Annotated in this window: 18 protein-coding genes and 1 pseudogene; 18 read left to right on the top strand and 1 reads right to left on the bottom strand. The window is 65.4% G+C overall.

The annotated features are described in order from the left end of the window. Window positions 1-65: 65 nt before the first annotated feature. Complete coding sequence (locus BDIM_RS05535) at window positions 66-1,682, bottom strand: AbgT family transporter (RefSeq protein WP_003164584.1); 1,617 nt, start codon at window positions 1,680-1,682, stop codon at window positions 66-68. Window positions 1,683-1,891: 209 nt separating this feature from the next. Here BDIM_RS05535 and BDIM_RS05540 point away from each other — a divergent pair, with 209 nt between their 5' ends. The 18 genes and pseudogenes from BDIM_RS05540 to BDIM_RS18405 all read left to right on the top strand — a co-directional run. Then, window positions 1,892-2,269 carry an NADH-quinone oxidoreductase subunit A gene (locus BDIM_RS05540; RefSeq protein ID WP_003164585.1) on the top strand — a complete coding sequence of 126 codons (378 nt, stop codon included), beginning with the start codon at window positions 1,892-1,894 and terminating at the stop codon, window positions 2,267-2,269. Continuing rightward, window positions 2,239-2,838: a NuoB/complex I 20 kDa subunit family protein gene (locus BDIM_RS05545; RefSeq protein WP_087141646.1), complete on the top strand. Its 600-nt coding sequence runs from the start codon at window positions 2,239-2,241 to the stop codon at window positions 2,836-2,838. Before BDIM_RS05540 ends, BDIM_RS05545 begins: the two co-directional genes overlap by 31 nt. Then, on the top strand, window positions 2,835-3,458 hold the full coding sequence (locus BDIM_RS05550) for an NADH-quinone oxidoreductase subunit C (protein ID WP_040345147.1): 624 nt from the start codon (window positions 2,835-2,837) through the stop codon (window positions 3,456-3,458). Before BDIM_RS05545 ends, BDIM_RS05550 begins: the two co-directional genes overlap by 4 nt. Window positions 3,459-3,475: 17 nt before the next feature. Next, window positions 3,476-4,729, top strand: a complete 1,254-nt coding sequence (locus BDIM_RS05555; RefSeq protein ID WP_040346605.1) for an NADH-quinone oxidoreductase subunit D — start codon at window positions 3,476-3,478, stop codon at window positions 4,727-4,729. Beyond that, window positions 4,726-5,400, top strand: a complete 675-nt coding sequence (gene nuoE / locus BDIM_RS05560) for an NADH-quinone oxidoreductase subunit NuoE (RefSeq protein ID WP_040345150.1) — start codon at window positions 4,726-4,728, stop codon at window positions 5,398-5,400. Before BDIM_RS05555 ends, nuoE begins: the two co-directional genes overlap by 4 nt. Beyond that, on the top strand, window positions 5,400-5,669 hold the full coding sequence (locus tag BDIM_RS05565) for a hypothetical protein (protein WP_040345153.1): 270 nt from the start codon (window positions 5,400-5,402) through the stop codon (window positions 5,667-5,669). Before nuoE ends, BDIM_RS05565 begins: the two co-directional genes overlap by 1 nt. A gap of 6 nt (window positions 5,670-5,675) precedes the next feature. Further along, a complete protein-coding gene (gene nuoF, locus BDIM_RS05570; protein WP_003164591.1) occupies window positions 5,676-6,989 on the top strand; it encodes an NADH-quinone oxidoreductase subunit NuoF in 1,314 nt (437 codons plus the stop codon). A 5-nt stretch (window positions 6,990-6,994) separates the two neighbouring features. Next, window positions 6,995-9,040 carry an NADH-quinone oxidoreductase subunit NuoG gene (gene nuoG / locus BDIM_RS05575; RefSeq protein WP_003164592.1) on the top strand — a complete coding sequence of 682 codons (2,046 nt, stop codon included), beginning with the start codon at window positions 6,995-6,997 and terminating at the stop codon, window positions 9,038-9,040. A 3-nt stretch (window positions 9,041-9,043) separates the two neighbouring features. Next, a complete protein-coding gene (gene nuoH, locus BDIM_RS05580) occupies window positions 9,044-10,120 on the top strand; it encodes an NADH-quinone oxidoreductase subunit NuoH (RefSeq protein WP_003164593.1) in 1,077 nt (358 codons plus the stop codon). Continuing rightward, window positions 10,120-10,347: a hypothetical protein gene (locus tag BDIM_RS05585; protein ID WP_040345156.1), complete on the top strand. Its 228-nt coding sequence runs from the start codon at window positions 10,120-10,122 to the stop codon at window positions 10,345-10,347. The genes nuoH and BDIM_RS05585 overlap by 1 nt, the downstream gene beginning before the upstream one ends. Further along, entirely contained in the window at window positions 10,344-10,559 is a 216-nt protein-coding gene (locus BDIM_RS05590) for a hypothetical protein (RefSeq protein ID WP_040345160.1), read from the top strand. Before BDIM_RS05585 ends, BDIM_RS05590 begins: the two co-directional genes overlap by 4 nt. Continuing rightward, on the top strand, window positions 10,559-11,050 hold the full coding sequence (nuoI, locus tag BDIM_RS05595; protein WP_040345161.1) for an NADH-quinone oxidoreductase subunit NuoI: 492 nt from the start codon (window positions 10,559-10,561) through the stop codon (window positions 11,048-11,050). The genes BDIM_RS05590 and nuoI overlap by 1 nt, the downstream gene beginning before the upstream one ends. A 113-nt stretch (window positions 11,051-11,163) precedes the next feature. Next, window positions 11,164-11,790 carry an NADH-quinone oxidoreductase subunit J gene (locus BDIM_RS05600; protein WP_040345165.1) on the top strand — a complete coding sequence of 209 codons (627 nt, stop codon included), beginning with the start codon at window positions 11,164-11,166 and terminating at the stop codon, window positions 11,788-11,790. After that, the gene (nuoK, locus tag BDIM_RS05605; RefSeq protein WP_003164596.1) at window positions 11,790-12,098 is read left to right on the top strand and encodes an NADH-quinone oxidoreductase subunit NuoK; all 309 of its coding nucleotides are present in this window, start codon (window positions 11,790-11,792) and stop codon (window positions 12,096-12,098) included. Before BDIM_RS05600 ends, nuoK begins: the two co-directional genes overlap by 1 nt. Before the next feature lie 14 nt (window positions 12,099-12,112). Continuing rightward, window positions 12,113-14,146, top strand: coding sequence for an NADH-quinone oxidoreductase subunit L (gene nuoL, locus BDIM_RS05610; protein ID WP_040346607.1), 2,034 nt, complete (start codon window positions 12,113-12,115; stop codon window positions 14,144-14,146). Window positions 14,147-14,151: 5 nt separating this feature from the next. Further along, window positions 14,152-15,639 (top strand): NADH-quinone oxidoreductase subunit M, encoded by a 1,488-nt coding sequence (locus tag BDIM_RS05615; RefSeq protein ID WP_040345168.1) that lies wholly within the window; start codon window positions 14,152-14,154, stop codon window positions 15,637-15,639. 7 nt (window positions 15,640-15,646) lie between these two features. Continuing rightward, the gene (nuoN, locus tag BDIM_RS05620; protein ID WP_003164599.1) at window positions 15,647-17,089 is read left to right on the top strand and encodes an NADH-quinone oxidoreductase subunit NuoN; all 1,443 of its coding nucleotides are present in this window, start codon (window positions 15,647-15,649) and stop codon (window positions 17,087-17,089) included. Window positions 17,090-17,095: 6 nt separating this feature from the next. Then, window positions 17,096-17,389, top strand: a pseudogene (locus BDIM_RS18405) (biotin--[acetyl-CoA-carboxylase] ligase); the annotation flags it as partial.

Raw genomic sequence — 17,389 nt, forward strand, 5'->3', positions numbered from 1 at the left:
GCGAGGGGCGTCGTTTAGGCGGGGCCGCGCCGCACGTCAAGCGACGCGGCTGTGGATAAATCAAATCATCTCGCCGAGGGGGCTGCGGCGGCCTGCGGCGGGGCTACGGGACCGGCGATTCCGCCGTCTGCGGGCAGTTGCGAGGCCGTGGCGGGCGGCGGCGGTTCATAGTGCACGCCCACGCCCGGCCCCAGCGGCAGATCCAGCGCCACCCAGGACGCCACCATGATCAGGCCTGCGATCAGGAAGGCGCCGGCGTAGGGCAGCATGGTCGCCATCAGCGAGCCCAGGCCGAACTTCGGATCCCAGCGCTGGGCGAAGGTCAGGATCAGCGGGAAGTAGCTCATCAGCGGCGTGGCGATATTGGTGACGGAATCACCCATGCGATAGGCGGCGGTCGTCATCTCGGGGCTGATGCCCAAAAGCATGAACATGGGCACCACGATGGGCGCCAGGGCCGACCACTTGGCCGAGGCCGAGCCGATGAACAGGTCGAAGATGCAGGACACCAGCACCACCACGATCAGCAGCAGCGGTGTGGGCAGGGCCAGTTCGCGCAGGGAGGCCGCCGCGTTGACCGCGAGGATCGGCCCCAGGCCCGACCAGTTGAACATGGCGACGAAGTGAGCGGCGAAGAAGGCCAGGACGATATAGGGGGCCAGTTGGCTGATCCCCTCGCGCATCATGCGAACCAGGTCGTGGTGGGTCTTGATCGAGCCTGAGCCTGCGCCGAAGGCCGCGCCCGCCATGAAGAAGGTCAGGGCGAAGAAGGCGACCAGAGAGCGGTACAGGGGATTGAAGCGCTGCTCCGGCTCGGCGTCGGCGTCGACGAAGGGCGAGCCGGGCAGGAAGGTCACGGTCGCCCAGACGGCGATCATGGCCAGGATGGTCAGGCCCGCCCAGGCCAGGCCGCGTTTTTCGGCAGCGGTGAGGGGCGTCTTCTCCTCGGCGGCGACCGGGGCGGCGCTATGCGGAAGCCAGGGGCCCAGGCGCGGCTCGATCACCCGGTCGGTCAGGAACCAGACGATGGGGGTGAAAACGATCACCACCCCGACGATGAAGAACCAGTTTCCGGCGATGCTGACGGCGTAGGACGGATCGATCAGGTGGGCGGCTGGCTCGGTGATGCCCAGGATCAGGGCGTCGCTGGCGCCGGGGAACAGATTGCCTGCATAGCCGCCCGAGACGGCGGCGAAGCCGGCGGCCAGACCGGCCAGCGGGTGACGGCCCGCTGCGGCGAAGATGACGGCGGCCAGCGGAATCACCACGACATAGGAGGCGTCCGAGGCGTGGTGCGACACCATGCCGGTGATCACCACGATCGGCGTCAGGATGAAGCGCGGCGCGTTCAGCAGCGCGCCTCGGATCGCCGTGGAGAACAGGCCCGTCCGTTCGGCCACCGAGGCGCCGTAGATGATGGTGATGACGATCCCCAGCGGCGGAAAGTCGGCTAGGGTGCGCGGCATGCCGATGAACAGCCGCTCCAGATTGGCGGGCGACAGCAGGCTTTGCGCCTGAAGCACCTCGCCCGTCACCGGATTGACCGCGGACCAGCCCAGGCCCGCGCCGATCAGGCTCAAGGCCACCAAGCCCAGGATCAGCCATAGGAATAGGAAAACAGGATCTGGCAGCCGATTGCCGATGCGTTCGATGGAGTTCAGCAGGCGGGCGGCCAGGTTCATGCGCAAGCTCTCGGCTGTGTTGAAGGCGATGACGCATTTCGCGGATCAACGGCATAAGAGGCAATCACGCGGCCTGCGGCAAATCGCCCAAAAAACTGCGAACCGTTCGCAACAAAAAACCTTTGCCGACATGGGTTTGAACCCTGGCGAGGTTGGGTCTAAGAAGCCCCGAATCCGCCCCCTACCTCCCGGCGGGCGAGGCAGCTCGAATGAACGAATTTCTTCTAGAATATCTTCCGATCGTCGTTTTCCTGGGCATCGCCATCGTGCTCGGCGCCGGCTTCATGCTGGCGGCCTGGGTGCTGGCTCCCAAGAACCCCGATACCGAGAAGCTCTCGGCTTATGAGTGCGGCTTCAACGCCTTTGACGACGCGCGCATGAAGTTCGACGTGCGCTTCTATCTGGTGTCGATCCTCTTCATCATCTTCGACTTGGAAATCGCCTTCCTGTTCCCGTGGGCTGTGTCGATGTTCGACCTGTCGCACGGCGGCATGGTCTTCGCCTTCTGGTCGATGATGGTCTTCCTGGGCGTCCTGACTGTCGGCTTCATCTACGAATGGAAGAAGGGAGCCCTGGAATGGCAGTGATCGCCCCCTCCAGTCCTCTGGTCCCCGCCGGCTCGGCTGCGCGTTCGACCGTCGAGGGCTATGATCCCAAGATCCACGACAAGTTCTTTGAGTCCGTCAATACGGAGCTGGGCGAGCGCGGCTTCCTGACGACCTCGCTGGACGATGTCATCACCTGGGCGCGCACGGGCTCGCTGATGTGGATGTCGTTCGGCCTGGCCTGCTGCGCCGTCGAGATGATCCACCTGTCGATGCCGCGCTTCGACCTGGAGCGTTTCGGCACCGCGCCGCGCGGTTCGCCGCGCCAGTCGGACCTGATGATCGTCGCCGGGACGCTGACCAACAAGATGGCTCCGGCCCTGCGCAAGGTCTACGACCAGATGCCGGACCCGCGCTACGTCATCTCGATGGGCAGCTGCGCCAACGGCGGCGGCTACTATCACTACAGCTACAGCGTCGTGCGCGGCTGCGATCGCGTGGTGCCGGTGGACGTTTACGTTCCGGGCTGCCCGCCGACCGCCGAGGCCCTGCTGTACGGCATCCTGCAACTGCAGAAGAAGATCCGCCGCACGGGGACCATCGAACGATGAGCGAACTGGTGCGTGTCGCGGAGCGCGAATCCGCCCTGACGCCTCTGGGCACGGAAATGGTCGCGGCGCTCGGCGTCGAGGCTGTGGTGGCCTATGGCGAACTGACCCTGATCGCCCAGCGCGAGAAGATCGTCGAGGTCATGACGGCCCTGCGCGATCAGTTCGGCTTCCAGCAGTGCATGGATGTCTGCGGCGCCGACTACCCCGACCGCGCCGAGCGGTTCGAGGTCGTCTATCACCTGCTGTCGCTGACGCGCGCCGCGCGCGTTCGCGTCAAGGTGTCGACCGATGAGGTCAAGCCGGTCCCCAGCGTGTCGTCGGTCTATCCGTCGGCGGGCTGGTTCGAGCGTGAAGCCTTCGACATGTACGGCATGATCTTCTCGGATCACCCGGACATGCGCCGCATCCTGACCGACTACGGCTTCCAGGGGCACCCGCTGCGCAAGGACTTCCCGATGACGGGCTATGTCGAGGTCCGCTACGACGAAGAGCAGAAGCGCATCGTCTATGAGCCGGTGAAGCTGACGCAGGAATTCCGCAACTTCGACTTCCTGTCTCCGTGGGAAGGCGCCGACTATCCGACCGTCCTGCCGGGCGATGAAAAGGCGGGAGCGCAGTAATGGCCGACGTCAAGAACATGCCCGCGCCGCTGGGCGCCGCCATCGACCCGTTCGAGGACTATGAAGACGGCCTGACCCCGCACGCGCGGGCGATGGACGACCGCAAGTTCACCATCAACTTCGGCCCGCAGCACCCGGCCGCGCACGGCGTGCTGCGCCTGGTGCTGGAGCTGGACGGCGAGCTGGTCACGCGCGTCGATCCGCACATCGGCCTGCTGCACCGCGGCACCGAGAAGCTGATGGAGGCGCGCACCTACCTCCAGAACATCCCCTACCTGGACCGGCTGGACTACGTCTCGCCGATGAACCAGGAGCACGCCTTCTGCCTGGCCATCGAGCGGTTGCTGGGTCTGGACGTGCCGTATCGCGGCCAGCTGATCCGGGTTCTGTACTCGGAGATGGGCCGCATCCTGAACCACCTTCTGAACGCGACCATGCAGGCCATGGACGTGGGCGCCCTGACCCCGCCGCTGTGGGGCCACGAAGAGCGCGAGAAGCTGATGGTCTTCTACGAGCGGGCCTGCGGCGCGCGTCTGCACGCCAACTACTTCCGCCCGGGCGGCGTCCACCAGGATCTGACGCCCGAGCTGATCGACGACATCGGCCGCTGGTGCGCCGAGTTCCCGGCCAAGCTGGCGGACATCGAAAGCCTGGTCACCGAAAACCGCATCTTCAAGCAGCGCAACGTCGACATCGGCGTGGTGTCCAAGGAGAACGCCCTGGCGTGGGGCTTCTCGGGCGTCATGCTGCGCGGCTCGGACATCGCCTGGGATCTGCGCAAGGCCCAGCCGTACGACTGCTACGCCGACATGGAATTCGACATCGCCGTCGGCAAGAACGGCGACTGCTGGGACCGCTACCTTGTCCGCGTCGAAGAGATGCGCCAGTCGGTGCGCATCATGGAGCAGTGCATCCACAAGCTGCGCAACTGCCCCGGCGAGCCGGTCCTGTCGGAAGACCACAAGGTCACGCCGCCGCGTCGCGGTGAGATGAAGCGTTCGATGGAAGCGCTGATCCACCACTTCAAGCTCTACACCGAGGGCTTCAAGACGCCGGAAGGCGAGGTCTATGCGGCCGTCGAAGCGCCCAAGGGCGAGTTCGGCGTCTATCTGGTGTCGGACGGCACCAACAAACCCTACCGCGTCAAGCTGTCGGCCCCCGGCTTCCGTCACCTGCAGGCGATGGACTGGATGAACCGCGGCCACATGCTGGCGGACGTGTCCGCCATCCTCGGCTCGCTCGACATGGTGTTCGGAGAAGTGGACCGATGAGCGTTCGTCGTCTGGCCAAGGAGCAACCAGCCTCTTTCGAGTTTTCGAAGGAGACGATGGACAAGGCTCAGTGGTGGATCAAGAAATACCCGGAATCGCGTCGCCAGTCGGCCGTGATCCCGATCCTGTGGCTGGTCCAGAAGCAGGAAGGCTGGGTGTCCGAGCCGTCGCTGCGCGCTGTCGGCGAGCTGCTGGGCATGGCCTATATCCGGGTGCTGGAGGTCGCGACCTTCTACACCATGTTCCAGCTGACGCCGGTCGGCACGGCCGCGCTGATCCAGGTGTGCGGCACCACGCAGTGCATGCTGCGCGGCTCCAACGATCTGATGCGCGTCTGTCGCGAGAAGATCGGCCCCAAGGACGAGCTGTCCGCCGACGGCCGCTTCACCTGGCAGGAGATCGAGTGCATCGGCGCCTGCTCGAACGCGCCGGTGGCCCAGATCAACGACCTCTATTACGAAGACCTGACGCCTGAAAACATGGCTCAGATCATCGACGACTTCGCCGCGGGCAAGACGCCCAAGCCGGGCAGCTATGTCGGCCGTCACACGTCCGAGCCGCAGGGCGGCGCGCGGACGCTGACCGACCCGGCATTGTACGACGGTTCGGCCGCCAAGAAGATCAAGAAGCTGCCGAACTCGGAGCCCGTCGCTGAAAAGGCGCCGGTCTGATGGGGCGGCCGAATCTCGAGACAGAAGCGGGCAGGGCGGCCTATCGGGCCGAGCTGCGTCGCGTCGGCTGGCGCCCGCGGTGGGCGGGGCTGGCCTGTATCGTGGTTGCGGCCGCATTGGTTTTGTTCGCACGTGAAGGCCGTTTCGGCCTGACAGACAACGCGGTGATGGCGGCCTATGGCCTGTTGGCCGTCGGATGGGTGCTGGTGATCTACGCCGTCTTCCAGCGCACCCGCCATCATAAACGCCGCATGGCGGAAGGACTTTAAGGGATCATGGTCGGCATCCTCCAAGACAAGGATCGGATCTTCACCAACCTCTATGGCTTCCACGACTGGGGCCTTGAGGGTGCGAAGAAGCGCGGCGCGTGGAACGCCACCAAGGACATGCTGGACCTTGGCCGCGATTGGATCATCGCCAACGTCAAGAACTCGGGGCTGCGCGGACGCGGCGGCGCCGGTTTCTCGACCGGCCTGAAGTGGTCCTTCATGCCCAAGGAAGTGAAGGATCGCCCTCACTACCTGGTCATCAACGCCGACGAGTCCGAGCCCGCGACGTGTAAAGACCGCGAGATCATGCGTCATGATCCGCAACTGCTGATCGAAGGCGCCCTGATCGCCTCCTTCGCCATGCAGGCCCACGCCTGCTACATCTACCTGCGCGGCGAATACATCCTTGAGCGCGAGCGCATGGAAGCCGCCGTCAAGCAGGCCTATGAGGCCAAGCTGATCGGTGACGACAACGTCCACGGCTGGGACTTCCACGTCTATATCCACCACGGCGCCGGGGCCTATATCTGCGGCGAAGAGACGGCCCTGCTGGAAAGCCTGGAAGGCAAGAAGGGCCAGCCGCGTCTGAAGCCGCCGTTCCCGGCGGGCGCAGGTCTGTACGGCTGCCCGACGACCGTGAACAACGTGGAATCGATCGCCGTGGTCGGCACCATCCTGCGTCGCGGCGCGGACTGGTTCGCCGGCTTCGGTCGCCCGAACAACACCGGCACCAAGCTGATGTCGCTGTCGGGCCACGTGAACACGCCCTGCGTGGTCGAAGAGGCCATGTCGATCCCGCTGCGCCAGTTGATCGAGGATCACGGCGGCGGCGTGCGCGGCGGCTGGGAAAACCTGAAAGCCATCATTCCGGGCGGCGCGTCCTGTCCGGTCATCACGCGCGAACAGGCTGAAGTCGCGCTGATGGACTTCGACTCCATGCGCGAAATGCGCTCGTCGCTGGGCACCGCCGGCGTCACGGTCATGGATCAGTCTACCGACATCGTGAAGGCGATCGCCCGCATCAGCTACTTCTTCAAGCACGAGAGCTGCGGCCAGTGCACGCCGTGCCGTGAAGGCACCGGCTGGATGTGGCGCGTGCTGGAGCGTATGGCGATCGGCGACGCCGACCCGTCGGAGATCGACCTGCTGCTCGACGTGGCCGGTCAGGTCGAAGGCCACACCATCTGCGCCCTCGGCGACGCCGCCGCCTGGCCCGTTCAGGGCCTGATCCGGCACTTCCGTCACGAGATTGAAGAGCGCATCCACACCTACCGCAGCCGCCGCGCGAACTTCGCCGGCCACGCGATCGCGGCGGAGTAATCGTAATGCCTATCGCCAAGGTCAACGGCGTTGAAGTCGAGTTCGAACCGGGCATGACCGTGCTGCAGGTCGCCGAGCGCGCCGGGCAGGAAATCCCGCGGTTCTGCTACCACGAGCGCCTGTCCATCGCCGGCAACTGCCGCATGTGCCTGGTCGAGGTGAAGCCTGGACCGCCGAAGCCGCAGGCTTCGTGCGCGCTGCCGGCCGCCGACGGCCAGGAAATCTTCACCGACACGCCGATGGTGAAGAAGGCCCGCGAAGGGGTGATGGAGTTCCTGCTCATCAACCACCCGCTGGACTGCCCGATCTGCGACCAGGGCGGCGAATGCGACCTGCAGGATCAGGCGGTCGGCTACGGCCGCGACGGTTCGCGCTACGGCGAGAACAAGCGCGCGGTCGAAGAAAAGAACATGGGCCCGACGGTCAAGACGTTCATGACGCGCTGCATCCAGTGCACGCGTTGCGTCCGCTTCATCACCGAAGTGGCGGGCGTGCCGGACATCGGCATGATCTCGCGCGGCGAAAGCGCCGAGATCACGACCTATCTGGAAAAGAACATCGACAGCGAACTGTCGGGCAACGTCAACGACCTGTGCCCGGTGGGCGCCCTGACGCACCGCCCTTGGCAGTATCACTACCGCCCGTGGGAGCTGAAGAAGACCGAGACCATCGACGTGATGGACGCGCTCGGCTCGAACATCCGCGCCGACTCGCGCGGCGCCGAGGTCATGCGCGTCCTGCCGCGCGTGAACGAGGGCATCAACGAGGAGTGGCTGTCGGACAAGAGCCGCTACGCCGTCGACGGCCTGCAGGCGCGTCGTCTGGACCGTCCGTGGGTGCGTGAGAACGGCAAGCTGCGTCCGGCGTCTTGGGACGAGGCCCTGTCGGTCGTGGCGGACAAGCTGAAGGCGGCCCCGGCCGACCGCATCGGCGCCATCGCAGGCGACCTTCAGGACGCCGAGTCGATGAAGGCGACGCTGGACCTGTTCCGCGCACTGGGCTCCGCCAACACGGACTGCCGTCAGGACGGCGCCGCGCTGGGCGGCGAGGCTCGCGAGGGCTGGTTGTTCAACTCCGGCCTGCAAGGCATTGAAAACGCTGACGCCATTCTGATCGTCGGCGCCAATCCGCGCAGGGAAGCGCCGCTGCTGAACGCGCGCATCCGCAAGACCTGGCTGAAGGGCGGCGTCGAAGTCGGCGTCATCGGCCCGCAAGCTGACCTGACCTATGACTACGCCTGGCTGGGCGCCGGTTCGAAGACCCTGGGCAAGCTGCCCAAGGCTGCGACCGACTTCCTGACCAAGGCTGAACGTCCGGCGATCATCGTCGGCGCGGGCGCCCTGACGGGCGAAACCGGTCCGGCCGTGCTGAACGCCTTGGGCGCGCTGGCCAAGAAGGTCGGCGTGGTCAAGGACGGCTGGAACGGCTTCAACGTCCTGCACAGCGCCGCCGCGCGCGTCGGCGGTCTGGACATGGGCTTCTTGCCGGGCGAGGGCGGTCTGGATGTCGCCGGCATGCTGAAGCCGGGCGCGCTGGACGTTCTGTTCCTGCTGGGCGCCGATGAGGTGAACGCCGATGCGTCGGGCGCCTTCCGCGTCTATCTGGGTTCGCACGGCGACCGCGGCGCGCACGGCGCGGACGTGATCCTGCCGGGCGCGGCCTACACCGAGAAGTCGGGCCTGTACGTCAACACCGAGGGCCGGGTGCAGATGGCCGAGCGCGTGGTCTTCCCGAAGGGCGAGGCCAAGGACGACTGGGCCATCATCCGCGCCCTGTCGGAGCGCGTCGGCTGCAAGCTGCCGTTCGACACCTTGGAGCAACTGCGTACGAAGCTGATGGGCGACCATCCGACCTTCGGCCGCATCGACTATCTGGCCCCCGCCGCGACGTTCGACGTCGCCAAGCTGGGCGCCAAGGGAGACCTGGGCGACGTCGCCTTCGTCTCCGTCATCGCCGATCCCTACCTGACCAACCCGATCGCGCGCGCCAGTGAAACCATGGCCCAACTGTCCGCTGAGCGGACGGCGCCGGTCGCCCTGGCGGCGGAGTAAGACATGGACGCTGCGACTTCCTTCTGGGCCACCCCCGTCGGCTGGACCCTCGCCACTCTGGGCGGAATCCTGCTGGTCGTGGTCGGCATTCTGATCTCCCTGGCCTTCCTGCTGCTGGCCGACCGCAAGATCTGGGCGGGCGTTCAGCTGCGCAAGGGTCCGAACGTGGTCGGCCCCTTCGGCCTGCTGCAGTCCTTCGCCGACTTCTTCAAGTTCGTGCTGAAGGAGATCGTCATCCCGGCCGGGTCGGACAAGGTGGTCTTCATCCTGGCCCCGCTGATCAGCTTCGTCCTGGCTTTCATCGCCTGGGCGGTGATCCCGTTCGCGCCGGGCTGGGTGGTGTCGGACCTGAACGTCGGCATCCTGTACATCCTCGCGATCAGCTCGCTGGGCGTCTACGGCATCATCATGGGCGGCTGGGCTTCGAACTCGAAGTATCCGTTCCTGGGCTCGCTGCGTTCGGCGGCGCAGATGGTGTCCTATGAGGTCTCGATGGGCCTCATCATCATCAACGTCATCCTGCTGGCGGGGACGATGAACCTGACCGAGATCGTGACCCAGCAACAGGGTTGGATCTGGAACTGGAACGCCTTCGGCGGCGGCCTCGAGACCCTGCCGACGATCATCGTCATGCTGCCGATGACCATCGTCTTCTTCATCTCGGCCCTGGCCGAGACCAACCGCCCGCCGTTCGACCTGCCCGAAGCGGAATCGGAACTGGTGGCCGGTTATCAGGTCGAATATTCCTCGACCCCCTACCTGCTGTTCATGATCGGCGAATACGCCAACATCGTCTTCATGTGCGCCATGATCACCCTGCTGTTCTGCGGCGGGTGGAATCCGGGCTTCCCGACCGACTTCCTGAACAGCGTCCCGGCCTTCGTCGCCAACCTGTTCTACCTGGCGGTCTTCGCCGTGAAGGTGGTCTTCTGGTTCTTCATGATCGCCCTGGTGAAGGCCTTCGTGCCCCGCTACCGCTATGACCAGCTGATGCGTCTTGGCTGGAAGATCTTCCTGCCGGCCTCGTTGGTGGCCGTGGTCTTCGTGGCGGCGTGGCGCGTCTTCGCGGTGGGTGCGTGATGGGCGCTCGCGCCACAGTTCTGATCGCGCTGGCGCTCGCCGCCGGCCTGTCGGCCTGCACCTTCAAGCCGATGGATCCGGCTGCGCCCGAGACCGCGTCCGCGCGTCTCGAGCGGCTGGACCGCGAGCGGGGAGAGGAGGCGGACAAGCGCGCCTATTGCCAACGTCTGTCGCGGGACGATCCGCGCTTCAGCAGGGACGGCTGCGAACGCCGGATCGGCGGATGAAGACGAAAGCCGCAGCCCTGATGTTCGCCCTGGCCGCGCCCATGCTGGCGTCGGCCTGCGCGCCCTATGAGGCCGACCCGGTGTCGGTCTATCAGTGGGAGCGCAAGGTGCAGGAAATCGAACGGCGTGAGGCGGAACGCCAGCGCCTTTGCCAGACCCTCGACAAGGAAAGCGCCCGCTATGAACGCGAGTGCGCCGGAGTGAAATCGTAATGCTGACCCGTATCGTTCAGGCGGCCAAGGGCGCGATGCTGACCGACGTGTTCGGCGCCGTCGGCCTGTCGATGAAGTACATGATGAAGCCGAAGGCGACGGTGAACTATCCGTTCGAGCGCAACCCGCAGTCGCCGCGCTTCCGTGGCGAACATGCGCTGCGCCGCTATCCGAACGGCGAAGAGCGCTGCATCGCCTGCAAGCTGTGCGAGGCCATCTGCCCCGCCCAGGCCATCACCATCGAGGCCGAACCGCGCGCCGACGGCAGCCGCCGCACGACGCGCTACGACATCGACATGGTCAAATGCATCTACTGCGGCCTGTGCCAGGAGGCCTGCCCGGTGGACGCCATCGTCGAGGGACCGAACAGCGAGTTCGCCACCGAGACTCGCGAAGAACTGCTTTATGACAAGGCGCGCCTGCTGGATAACGGCGACCGCTGGGAGCGTCTGATCGCGAAGAATCTGGAACTCGACGCTCCGTATCGCTAAACGGAGCGGCGATTCCGCCACGCTGACCCTGACCTTCGGGCCGGGGCCGATTTTGGAAGGGTCCGGGGTTTCCCCTCGGGCCATTGGTTTTGAAGAGGGGCGTCGTCCCGCACATGTTGCAAGGCCTGGCCTTCTATCTTCTGGCGACGGTCGCCGTGGTTTCCGCCCTTCTGGTGGTGACCGCGCGCAATCCCGTGCACTCCGTTCTCTGGCTGATCCTGACCTTCTTCTCGGCAGCCGGTCTGTTCGTTCTGCTGAGCGCCGAGTTCCTGGCGATGCTGCTGGTCGTCGTCTACGTCGGCGCCGTGGCGGTGCTGTTCCTGTTCGTCGTCATGATGCTGGACGTCGACTTCGTGAAGCTGCGCGAAGGATACGCGCGCTACCTGCCGCTGGCGGGCATCGTGGCGGGCGTTCTGCTGGCCGAGATGATCATGGTGTCGATCACCGTCGTTCAGGGCGGCGCCGCCAGGGACGCGACCTCGCCGGTTCCGGCCGGGCCTGACGTCACCAACATCGAGACGATCGGCCGCGTGCTCTACACGGACTACGTCTACTTCTTCCAGGCGGCGGGCGTGGTCCTGCTGATCGCCATGATCGGCGCCATCGTCCTGACCCTGCGCCACCGTCCGGGCGTGCATCGCCAGGATCTGGCCGCCCAGGCCAACCGCGAACGCGCCAAGGCCGTCGAGATCAAGTCCGTGACCACGGGCCAGGGCGTCACCCCCGAGGAGCTTCTGTAATGGATATCTCGCTCCAGCATTATCTGGCGGTCGCCGCCATGCTGTTCACCATCGGCGTCTTCGGCATCTTCGTGAACCGCAAGAACGTCATCATCATCCTGATGTCGGTCGAGATGATCCTGCTCGCGGTGAACATCAACTTCGTGGCCTTCTCGACCCACCTGAACGACGTGTCGGGTCAGCTGATGGCCATGTTCGTCCTGACCGTCGCCGCGGCCGAGGCCGCCGTCGGCCTGGCCATTCTCGTGACCTTCTTCCGTAACCGCGGCGACATCGCGGTCGACGACGCCTCCGTGATGAAGGGCTGATCGGAACCGTGACTATCCAGACTCTCGTCACTCTCGGTGTCTTCGCCCCCCTGCTGGGGGCCATGATCGCCGGCTTCTTCGGTCGCCGGATCGGCGACGTCGCCTCGCAGGCCGTCACCACGGGCCTGCTGTTCTTCTCGTGCGCGGTCTCCTGGATCGTGTTCAGCCAGTGGACCTGGGGCGGGCTGGAAGCCTTCACCGTGCACCTGGCGCCGTTCATCCATGTCGGCGAGTTCCAGTCGAACTGGTCGATCCGCGTTGACGCCATGTCGGCGGTCATGCTGATCGTGGTGACCTCGGTGTCCTCGCTGGTTCACCTCTATTCCTGGGGCTACATGAAGGAGGACGACAGCCGTCCTCGCTTCTTCGCCTATCTGTCGCTGTTCACCTTCATGATGCTGGCGCTGGTGACGGCGGCCGACTTCCTGCAGATGTTCTTCGGCTGGGAAGGCGTGGGCCTGGCGTCCTATCTGCTGATCGGTTTCTGGTACAAGAAGCCCTCGGCCACCGCTGCCTCCATCAAGGCCTTCGTGGTCAACCGCGTCGGCGACTTCGGCTTCCTGCTCGGCATGATGACCGTGTTCTGGATGTTCGGCACGATCGAGTTCGCCAAGCTGTTCCCGCTGATCGCCGGCAAGGCCGGGACGGGCTGGGAATTCCTGGGCCACACCTGGTCGGCGCTGGATCTGGCCGGTCTGCTGCTGTTCATCGGCGCCATGGGCAAGTCGGCGCAGTTCTTCCTGCACACCTGGCTGCCGGACGCGATGGAAGGCCCGACGCCCGTGTCGGCCCTGATCCACGCGGCCACCATGGTTACGGCCGGCGTCTACATGGTCTGCCTGCTGTCGCCCCTGTATGAGCACGCGCCCGTCGCGTCGCAGTTCATCGCCATCATCGGCGGCGTCACGGCCATCTTCGCCGCGACCGTCGGCATGATGCAGAACGACATCAAGCGGATGATCGCCTATTCGACCTGTTCGCAGCTGGGCTACATGTTCTTTGCGGCGGGCGTCGGCGCCTATCAGCCCGCCATGTTCCACCTGTTCACGCACGCCTTCTTCAAGGCCCTGCTGTTCCTGGGCGCCGGTTCGGTGATCCACGGCATGCATCATGAGCAGGACATGCGGAAGATGGGCGGCCTGTGGAAGCTGCTGCCCGTCACCTATGCGACCATGATGATCGGCACCATCGCCATCACCGGCCTGGGCATGCCCGGCGTCGGCGGCTTCGCCGGCTTCTACTCCAAGGACTCCATCCTCGAGAGCGCCTATGCGGCGGCGACGACCGGCCACTCGGCCGCGGGCATGTTCGCCTTCGTCATCGGCATCTCGGCGGCCCTGCTGACGGCTTACTACTCGTGGCGTCTGGTGTTCATGACCTTCCACAACAAGCCTGTGTGGAAGGAAGAGGAGGGCGCGCACCATGCCGACGCCCACGCTCATGACGATCATGCGCACGACGACCATCATCATGGTCCGTTGAAGCCGCATGAGAGCCCGCTGGTCATGGTCGTGCCGCTGCTGGTGCTGTCGATCGGCGCGGTGTTCGCCGGCATGATCTTCGCCCCGCACTTCATCGGCCATCATGAGGCTGAGTTCTGGCGCGGCGCCATCTTCGTTGGGGCTGAGAACCACGTCCTGCACGAAAGCCACAACGTCCCGACCTGGGTGAAGTGGGCGCCGCTGATCGTGACGCTGCTGGGCACGGCCATCGCCTACTGGCTGTATGTCGTGAAGGAAGGCGCGGCCAAGGAGATGGCCGACCGCAAGGGCCCGCTGTGGACCTTCCTCTACAACAAGTGGTTCTTCGATGAGCTGTACGACGCCGTCTTCGTGAAGGGGACCAAGGCGATCGGCGACTTCTTCTGGAAGATCGGCGACGTGAAGATCATCGACGGCCTCGGTCCGAACGGCGCGGCCTGGGCTTCGCTGAAGTCGGGCGGCTGGTTGTCCCGGTTCCAGTCCGGTTTCGTCTACTTCTATGCATTCGTGATGCTGATCGGCGTGGCTGCGTTCCTTGCCTTCGCCATCTTCACGTGGGGAGCCTGAGCCTCGTGCCTCACATTCTGAGCATCGTCACCTTCCTGCCGCTTCTCGGCGCGGCCGCGATCCTGGTCGCGCGCCTGCTGAACAAGGGCGGTCAGGACGCCGCGGCCCCGGCCGCCCGCTGGATCGCCCTGATCACCACCATGGTGGTGCTGGCCGTGTCCGTCCTGCTGGTCGCCCAGTTCGATCCGTCGAACCCGGCCTATCAGTTCGTCGAGAACTACGCCTGGTTCGCGGGCGCCGGCTATCACCTGGGCGTGGACGGGATCTCCATCCTGTTCGTCCTGCTGACGGCCTTCCTGCTGCCGATCTGCATTGTGGCCAGCTGGAAGTCGATCGAGACGCGCGTCGTCGAATACATGATCGCCTTCCTGATCCTGGAGACCATGGTCATCGGCGTGTTCACCTCGCTGGACCTGTTCCTCTTCTACATCTTCTTCGAAGGCACCCTGGTCCCGATGTATCTGATCATCGGCATCTGGGGCGGCGCCAACCGCATCTACGCAGCGTACAAATTCTTCCTGTACACCCTGCTGGGATCGGTCCTGATGCTGCTGGCCATGCTGTGGATGGCCCACACGACCGGCACCACCAGTATTCCGGAACTGAAGCAGTACGCCTTCGACCCGGCGGTGCAGCCGCTGCTGTGGCTGGCCTTCTTCGCCTCCTTCGCGGTGAAGATGCCGATGTGGCCGGTGCACACCTGGCTGCCCGACGCCCACGTTCAGGCGCCGACGGCGGGTTCGGTCATCCTGGCCGGCATCCTGCTGAAGCTCGGCGGCTACGGCTTCATCCTGTTCAATATCCCGATGTTCCCGCTGGCGTCGCAGATGTTCACGCCGCTGGTGCTGACGCTGTCGGTCATCGCCGTGGTCTACACCTCGCTGGTCGCCTTCCGTCAGACGGACATCAAGAAGCTGATCGCCTATTCGTCGGTCGCCCACATGGGCTTCGTGACCATGGGCATTTTCGCGGGCAACGACACCGGCGTTCAAGGCGCCGTCTTCCAGATGCTGAGCCACGGCCTGATCTCGGGCGCGCTCTTCCTGTGCGTCGGCGTGGTCTATGACCGGATGCACACCCGTGAGATCGCCTTCTACGGCGGCCTGACGGCGCGGATGCCCTGGTATGCGGCCATCTTCCTGATGTTCACCATGGCCAACGTCGGCCTACCGGGCACCTCGGGCTTCATCGGCGAAGTGCTGACGATGACGGGCGCCTATCAGGTCTCGACCTGGGCGGCCCTGATCGCGGCCTCGGGCGTGATCTTCTCGGCGGTCTATGCGCTGACGCTGTTCCGCAACGTCATGTACGGCCCGATCACCAATCCGGCGCTGGAAAGCATCACCGACATCGACAAGCGCGAACTGCTGATCTTCGTGCCCCTGATCGTCGGCACCATCTGGCTGGGCCTCTATCCCAACGCCGTTCTCGACTACACCGGGCCAACTGTTGAAGCCCTGACCAGCGCCTATCGCGCCGCGATCGGCGGGTGAGACCATAATGCCTGATCTGTCCTCCGCTCTCCAACTCGCCGCCCCGGAGCTGACCCTTGCGGTCGGCGGGCTGGTGCTGCTCATGCTCGGCGCCTTCGCCGGCGAGAAGTCCACGCGCCTGGTCTCGGGCCTGTCGGTGTTGCTTCTGCTGGCGGCGACGGCTCTGGCCGTCGTCGGTCCGCTGGGGTCCGCCTTCAACGGGGCCTATGTGGCTGATCCGCTGGCCGTCTTCGGCAAGGCGGTGATCTTCCTGTCCGCCGCCGTGGCCGTGGTGCTGGGCGACGGCTGGATGCATCGCAACAACATCGCCAAGTTCGAATATCCGGTCCTGATCGTGCTGGCCTCGGTCGGCATGGGCATGATGGCGTCGTCGGGCGATCTGATCTCGCTCTACATCGGCATCGAGATGCACTCGCTGGCCCTCTACGTCCTGGCCGCCTATCGCCGGGACGACCTGAAGGCCTCGGAAGCGGGCCTGAAGTATTTCGTCCTGGGCGCCCTGTCGTCGGGTCTGCTGCTGTACGGCGCCAGCCTGATCTACGGTTTCGCCGGTTCGATGCGGTTCGAGGACATCGCCGCCTTCGCCACCGCCAACCCCGGTCCGGGCCTGATCTTCGGCCTGGTCTTCCTGATCTGTGGTCTGGCGTTCAAGGTTTCGGCCGCGCCGTTCCACATGTGGACGCCCGACGTCTACGAAGGCGCCCCGACCCCGGTCGTGGCCCTGTTCTCGACCGCGCCCAAGGTGGCGGCCATGGTGCTGATCATCCGCGTGCTGGTCGAAGGCTTCGGTCTGGCCCATGCGCAGTGGGCCCAAGTGCTGATCCTGATCTCGCTGATCAGCTTCGCGGTCGGCGCCTTCGGCGGCCTGATGCAGAAAGATATCCAGCGCCTGCTGGCCTATTCGTCCATCATCAACATCGGCTACGCCCTGCTGGGCGTGGCGGCCGGCACCCAGGTCGGCGTCCAGGCGACCCTGATGTTCATGACCCTGTATGTCGTGGATCAGATCGGCTTCTTCGCCATCCTGTTGTCGCTGAGCCGCAACGGCCGTCCGATCCGCAAGATCGCCGATCTGGCCGGTCTGAAGAAGGACCGTCCGGTGACGGCCGTCGCCCTGACGATCCTGTCGCTGTCGGCCGTCGGCATTCCGCCGATGTCGGGCTTCTGGGGCAAGTTCTACGTCTTCGGCGCCGCCGCCGACGCGGGTTACTGGATGGCGGGCGCTGCGGGTCTGGTGGCCTCGGTCGTCGCGGCCTTCTACTATCTGCGCATCATCAAGGTGATCTGGTTCGACACGCCTGAGTTCGACGTGACGACGGACAAGGCGCCGGCCGGCGCGCAATGGATCGGCTGGGCGGCTGCGGCCTTCAGCTTCCCTGTGCTGCTGATCGCCCTGACCTGGCTGGAGCCGCTGACGCGCGCGGCGGCCGCGGGCGTCGGGATCGGATAAGGGGCCTTGGCGGCTCCGGTCCTGATCCTCGAAGAGACCGACTCCACCAACGCCGAGGCGCGTCGTCGCGCCGAGGCGGGCGATGCCGGGCCGCTGTGGATCGCGGCCCGGCGTCAAACCGCCGGACGGGGCCGTCGCGGCCGCGCCTGGGACAGCAGGGACGGCAATCTGGCCACGACCCTGCTGCTGACGCTGAACCGCACTCCGGCCGAGGCGGCGCAACTGACCTTCGCCGCCGCCCTGGCGGTGGCCGATCTGCTGGACCGCTATGTTCCGCCCGCGCTGGTCAGCATCAAATGG

This window comes from Brevundimonas diminuta ATCC 11568 (assembly GCF_000204035.1).
Lineage (GTDB): Bacteria > Pseudomonadota > Alphaproteobacteria > Caulobacterales > Caulobacteraceae > Brevundimonas > Brevundimonas diminuta.